Origin of the sequence: Vibrio sp. V42_P2S4T144, assembly GCF_009904715.1 — a bacterium.
Classification (GTDB): Bacteria; Pseudomonadota; Gammaproteobacteria; order Enterobacterales; family Vibrionaceae; genus Vibrio; species Vibrio alginolyticus.
This window is the reverse complement of the sequence record NZ_WXWS01000654.1, coordinates 1-5,984: the sequence shown is the minus strand read 5'-3', so window position 1 is coordinate 5,984 and position 5,984 is coordinate 1. Positions and strand designations below refer to the sequence as shown.

The window sequence follows — 5,984 nt, the reverse complement described above, 5'->3', positions numbered from 1 at the left end:
TCATCCACCTTACCACGGTAAGTAGATTTTCTCATTCAAGTAACGAGGAGGGCTTATGGCCGTAGGGTGGGCAAACGACGATAGCGTCAGCCAACAAATTCAAAACACAATAGACGACGAGATTTCCCGTGTTCGTGGCAGTATCACAAAGGGTGAGAGCACCCATTACTGCGATGAGTGTGGTGATGAGATCCCAGAAGCGCGTCGTCTTGCAATGAAAGGCGTTCGTTTGTGTATCGAATGTCAGTCAACAATCGAATTGGTATCTCAACGCCAAGCATTGTTCAATCGACGAGCGAGTAAAGACAGTCAACTTCGATAGCTTTACTGCTCTAATAAATAACGAGACGGTTTGAGTCTCATACTCAAACCGTTTTCGTATTGAATGGAACTATGAAGCGAAGCAGTCTTTACGTTGCAACGCTGCATCAATCGCGTTAACTAGCTTCTCAATATCTTCTGGCTTGCTGATGAACGGCGGCATCATATAAATCAGTTTGTCAAATGGACGAATCCACACTCCGTGTTCAACAAACAAGGCTTGGATGGTTTCCATATTCACAGGGCGAAGCGTCTCCACTACGCCAATAGCACCCAACCAACGGGTGTTTTTCACCAAGTCGTATTCTTCAAGTTTTGGTAGTAACTCAGAAAACAGCGTTTCAATTTGTTGGGTTTGTTGCTTCCAATCACCTTGCTCGATCAATTCCAAACTTGCAGTAGCTACGGCACAAGCGAGTGGATTCCCCATAAAGGTTGGACCGTGCATAAAACAACCAGCATCACCACCACAAACAGTGTCTGCTACGTGTTTGCTCGCGAGGGTCGCAGAGAGGGTCATGTAGCCGCCAGTAAGTGCTTTCCCGACACACAGAATGTCTGGTTGAATGTCTGCATGTTCGCAGGCAAACAACTTACCGGTACGACCAAATCCGGTAGCGATCTCATCTGCAATCAATAACAAGCCGTATTTGTCGCAAAGCCTACGCACGCCTTTGAGAAATTCTGGATGGTAGATGCGCATGCCGCCTGCGCCTTGAACAATAGGTTCTAGGATCACCGCAGCAAGTTCTTCATGGTGCGTTTCAATCTTGTGCTCGAAGTCGGTAAGGTCCTCTGGCTTCCATTCATCCCAATAACCACAAGTTGCTGACTCCGCAAAGATATGCTCAGGCAAAAAGCCTTTGTAAAGAGAGTGCATTGAGTTATCAGGATCGGTAACCGACATAGCCGCAAAGGTGTCGCCGTGATAACCGTGTCGCAAAGTAAGAAACTTCGGTCGGCGTTCGCCTTTTGCATGCCAATATTGCAGTGCCATTTTTAAGCTGACTTCTACCGCAACGGAGCCTGAATCGGCAAGGAATACATGTTCAAGGTTATTTGGTGCAAGGGACAATAGCTTTTTACACAAACTGATTGCTGGCTGGTGGGTAATCCCGCCAAACATCACGTGAGAGACCTGATCGATTTGCTGGTGAGCGGCTTGATTTAAATGCGGATGGTTGTAGCCGTGGATCGTCGACCACCAAGAAGACATGCCATCGACCAGCTCAGTACCGTCTTCCAATTTAATATGAACACCATTTGCCGATGCCACTGGGTAGCAGGTCAGAGGTGTCAATGTCGAAGTGTAAGGATGCCAGATATGCTGGCGGTCGAAGGCGAGATCCATGTGCGATTCCAATAATAATTGAGGTTAAAAAACAGACAGGTGTAAACTTTGATCTTTTGCATTGTGTTGACAGTTTATCGAGACTCAGTAGACTGTCAACACAACAACAAAAGTGACTAAAGGAATACACGTGGAAGTTCGTCATAACTGGACGCATGCTGAAGTGCGCGATCTCATGGAAAAACCATTCATGGATCTCCTATTCGAAGCGCAGCTTGTACATCGTCAATATCAACAAACCAACCATGTTCAAGTAAGCACGCTTCTGTCGATTAAGACAGGTGCTTGTCCAGAAGATTGTAAGTACTGTCCTCAGAGTGCTCGTTACACCACAGACATCGAGAAAGAGCGTCTGATGGAAGTAGAACGCGTACTCGATGCTGCGCAAAAAGCCAAAAATGCTGGTTCTACTCGATTCTGTATGGGCGCAGCATGGAAAAATCCAAAAGAGCGTGACATGCCGCATTTGACCGACATGATCAAAGGCGTGAAGGGCATGGGTTTAGAAACGTGTATGACATTAGGCATGTTGACACCAGATCAAGCAAAACAACTGGCAACCGCAGGTTTGGATTACTACAACCACAACCTAGATACGTCTCCTGAATTTTACGGCAACATCATTACCACACGTACTTATCAAGACCGTTTAGATACGCTTTCTCACGTTCGTGATGCCGGCATGAAGATTTGTTCTGGTGGCATCATCGGTATGGGTGAGAGTGCCAATGACCGAGCAGGTTTGTTGGTTGAATTGGCTAACTTACCGGTACACCCTGAAAGCGTTCCAATCAACATGCTCGTGAAGGTAAAGGGCACACCGTTGGAAGAAGTGGATGATGTTGAGCCATTTGATTTCATTCGCCTGATTGCGATTGCACGAATCATGATGCCTCAATCAGCCGTTCGTTTATCCGCTGGCCGTGAAAACATGAACGAACAAATGCAAGCGCTGTGTTTTATGGCGGGTGCAAACTCCATCTTCTACGGCTGCAAACTTCTGACCACGCCAAACCCTTCAGAAGACAAAGACATGATGCTGTTCAATAAGCTCGGCATTAACAGCCAAGAGGTGTCTCAAAAGCCTGATGAAATCGAAGAAAATGAGTTACTCGATCGCGTCGTAGAGCGTGTTGCTGCTCGTCCAACAAAAGACGACCTTTTCTACGATGCCAGCGTTTAAATCTCGTATCGAGTCCGCCCTTGCTGAGCGTAAAACGCAAGGGTTGAATCGTTCTATGAATGTGGTGTTTGCCGGTAACCAGTCCGTTTTGGAACACGAAGGTAGACGCTACATTAATTTCTCAAGTAATGATTATTTGGGATTGGCCAATGACCAAGCGCTTGTTCGTGCTTGGCAGCAAGGTTTGAGTGTATACGGCAGTGGTAGTGGGGCATCACCGATGGTGACTGGCTTTAGTGCCGCGCACAGCAATTTAGAAGCCGCACTGACCGAATGGCTGGGTTACGACAGAGCAATTTTGTTTGGTTCTGGGTTCAGTGCTAATCAAGCCTTGTTGTTCACCTTGTTAGAAAAGTCAGACGTATTGATCCAAGACCGTTTGAACCATGCCTCACTGATGGAAGCGGGGACGTTGTCACCAGCTAAGATGAAGCGTTTCAAGCACAATGACATCGAGCACCTGAAATCGCTGATTAATAGCGAAGACAACCATCTGGTTGTGACTGAAGGGGTGTTCAGCATGGACGGTGATTGTGCGCCGCTCAGCGATATAGCTGAAGTCACTCGCAGTCATGATGCTTGGCTTGCTGTCGATGACGCTCATGGTATTGGCGTTCTTGGTCAATCCGGTGGTGGCTCTTGCGAGCATGCCGCGGTTAAGCCTGAGTTATTGGTCGTTACCTTCGGTAAAGCGTTTGGTACGTCTGGCGCAGCTATTTTATGTGACCACGCAACGGGGGACTTTTTAACTCAGTTTGCTCGTCACCATGTGTATTCCACGGCGATACCGCCAGCACAAGCGTATGCGTTGACTCATGCAGTCTCGATGGTTCAAGAGCAGTCTTGGCGACGTGAAAAGCTCTCTGAGCTTAGTGAAGTGTATCGAGATAGCCTTAGCGGCCTTGAGGGGTTTGTTGAGACTCAAACTTCGATTAAGCCCTTTTTGATTGGTGAATCTGAATTGGCTTTGCGAGTAGCAGGTGCTTGTCGCCAAAACGGTATTTGGGTGACTGCTATTCGCCCTCCGACGGTGCCTAAAGGAACGTCTCGTCTTCGAATAACACTCACTGCCAATCACACTAATGAACAAGTTAAAACGCTTTCAATCGCATTGAAGCAAGCATTAGGAGCGCTGTAATGGATAATGCAACTACCGCATTAGCGCAAACGCTCGCGTTAGAGAGTTTCCATCAAGATAAAGACGCGATTGCCTCTTCGTTTGGTAAAGCAGCAGAAACATACGATAAACATGCGGCTTTTCAACGTGATGTCGGGCATCAGCTGCTTGATAAACTTCCTGAAAACTTGACGGGAAAACGTGTATTGGATTTAGGTTGTGGCACGGGTTATTTCTCCCAACTACTTCAACAACGCGGTGCGGAAGTAGTCTGCGGCGATATCTCTCAAGCCATGTTAGATAAAGCAGAGCAGCGTTGTGGTGCAGTACGAATGCATTACCAAGTTGCTGATGCTGAAAACTTACCATTTGACGATGATAGCTTCGATTACGTGTTTTCAAGTTTAGCGCTGCAATGGTGTACAGATTTAAGTTACCCACTAAAAGAAGTGCGCCGCGTGCTAAAAAATGGTGGGAAAGCGTGGTTCTCTACACTGGTTGATGGATCACTGTATGAGCTGCGTGCATCATGGGAAAAAATTGATGCATATCAACACGTCAATAACTTTCTAACGCTCAATCAGGTAAAAATTGCGTTAGCGCAATCTCGATGTGACAGCCATCAACTAGACTTGACCACCATCACAGTTTGGTACGACTCTGCATTTTCAGTTATGCGTGACCTCAAAGGTATAGGTGCAAATCACGTAAGCGGGCGCTCACACGGTTTAACTAGTCGCGAGACTTTGTTAAAAGTTGAGCATGCGTACCAAGCGTTTAAAAACGATCAAGGTCTTCTACCTGCAAGTTATCAGGTTTGTTTTGGAGTAATACATCTATGATTGATGCTTTTTTTATTGCTGGTACGGATACTGATGTTGGAAAGACGGTAGCGTCTAAAGCCATTTTGCAAGCGATCGCCGCAAAAGGACTAAACACTATTGGTTATAAGCCAGTGGCAGCAGGGAGTGACAAGACTGAAGCCGGATGGCGTAACTCTGATGCTTTACACTTACAAGACGCCGCAACACTCGATGTGGACTATGATGATGTGAACCCATACGCTTTAGAGTTGCCTGCTTCTCCCCACATTGCAGCGAAGCATGAACATGTCGAAATAAGTTACGATGTTCTGAGTCAAAAACTGGCTCAACATAAGCAGCAAGCCGATGTTGTTCTCGTTGAAGGTGCTGGAGGCTGGCGTGTGCCAGTATCCGATACGGACTGTTTATCTACATGGGTAAAAGAAGAGCAGTTACCTGTTGTACTGGTGGTTGGCATTAAATTAGGCTGTTTGAGCCACGCTTTACTCACAGCAGAGAGTATTAAAGCGGATGGTTTGAATCTTGTTGGCTGGGTGGCAAACCGCGTCAACCCAGGCACAGAGCACTACGCTGACATTATCGAGATGCTAGAAGCACGTATCGATGCACCTAAGCTTGGGGAAATTCCATATATTCCAAGTGCTAAACGTAAAGAGCTAGGCAAGTACATTAATGTAGAGCCGTTGCTAAACACTGACTAATGGTGTTTAGGGTAAAAGACTAAAAAACCAAAGGGCTGCGCAATGCAGCCCTTTCTTGTTGGTGTAACCTAAAAAGTCAGATTACTTATCTTGGCTGAGCCCCATCAATGCTTGTTGTGTTTCTGCAACACGCTGAGACATATGATGATCGGTTGAAATACCAAGTTGTTGCTTTGCCTCGTCCTCTGAGATGCCTAGGTGACAACGCAGTAAATCAATAGCCATTTGATAGTCGTTAGTTTCTACCATGGTTTTTCCCTCAATACATGGAGTTTTTGAGCTCACCCAATGCACTTTTTGCAATGTACTTAGAGTGACTCTGTTTTGTTCATCTCATTCGAATTTAGCATGTCCATGTAGCCGCACAATAAGACCAAAGTCTATAGCAGAGCTAACGTACTGTTTTTGGTCTATTAAAAAATTTCTAGCTAAGTTGCTAAGAGGTGATAGATTTAACACCAAGATCATCTATCAATAGATGATGGGT

7 protein-coding genes are annotated in these 5,984 nt (G+C 46.1%); 5 read left to right on the top strand and 2 right to left on the bottom strand.

Annotation, left to right across the window (positions count from 1 at the left end; all coding sequences use genetic code 11):
• Window positions 1-55: 55 nt before the first annotated feature.
• Complete coding sequence (locus CAG68_RS21280; RefSeq protein WP_033905078.1) at window positions 56-322, top strand: DksA/TraR family C4-type zinc finger protein; 267 nt, start codon at window positions 56-58, stop codon at window positions 320-322.
• Between the two features lie 69 nt (window positions 323-391).
• Here CAG68_RS21280 and bioA read toward each other — a convergent pair whose 3' ends face one another.
• A complete protein-coding gene (gene bioA, locus CAG68_RS21275; RefSeq protein WP_025766890.1) occupies window positions 392-1,672 on the bottom strand; it encodes an adenosylmethionine--8-amino-7-oxononanoate transaminase in 1,281 nt (426 codons plus the stop codon).
• 130 nt (window positions 1,673-1,802) lie between these two features.
• On the opposite strand from bioA, the gene bioB reads away from it, so the two are divergent.
• The 4 genes from bioB to bioD are packed head-to-tail and all read left to right on the top strand — an operon-like array spanning window position 1,803 to window position 5,497.
• The gene (bioB, locus tag CAG68_RS21270; RefSeq protein WP_025766889.1) at window positions 1,803-2,855 is read left to right on the top strand and encodes a biotin synthase BioB; all 1,053 of its coding nucleotides are present in this window, start codon (window positions 1,803-1,805) and stop codon (window positions 2,853-2,855) included.
• Window positions 2,842-3,993, top strand: coding sequence for an 8-amino-7-oxononanoate synthase (bioF, locus tag CAG68_RS21265; RefSeq protein ID WP_025766888.1), 1,152 nt, complete (start codon window positions 2,842-2,844; stop codon window positions 3,991-3,993). Before bioB ends, bioF begins: the two co-directional genes overlap by 14 nt.
• Window positions 3,993-4,814: a malonyl-ACP O-methyltransferase BioC gene (gene bioC / locus CAG68_RS21260; RefSeq protein ID WP_005388087.1), complete on the top strand. Its 822-nt coding sequence runs from the start codon at window positions 3,993-3,995 to the stop codon at window positions 4,812-4,814. Before bioF ends, bioC begins: the two co-directional genes overlap by 1 nt.
• The gene (bioD, locus tag CAG68_RS21255; RefSeq protein WP_025766887.1) at window positions 4,811-5,497 is read left to right on the top strand and encodes a dethiobiotin synthase; all 687 of its coding nucleotides are present in this window, start codon (window positions 4,811-4,813) and stop codon (window positions 5,495-5,497) included. The genes bioC and bioD overlap by 4 nt, the downstream gene beginning before the upstream one ends.
• Before the next feature lie 81 nt (window positions 5,498-5,578).
• Here bioD and CAG68_RS22235 read toward each other — a convergent pair whose 3' ends face one another.
• Window positions 5,579-5,746, bottom strand: coding sequence for a hypothetical protein (locus CAG68_RS22235; RefSeq protein WP_005378215.1), 168 nt, complete (start codon window positions 5,744-5,746; stop codon window positions 5,579-5,581).
• Window positions 5,747-5,984: the final 238 nt, after the last annotated feature.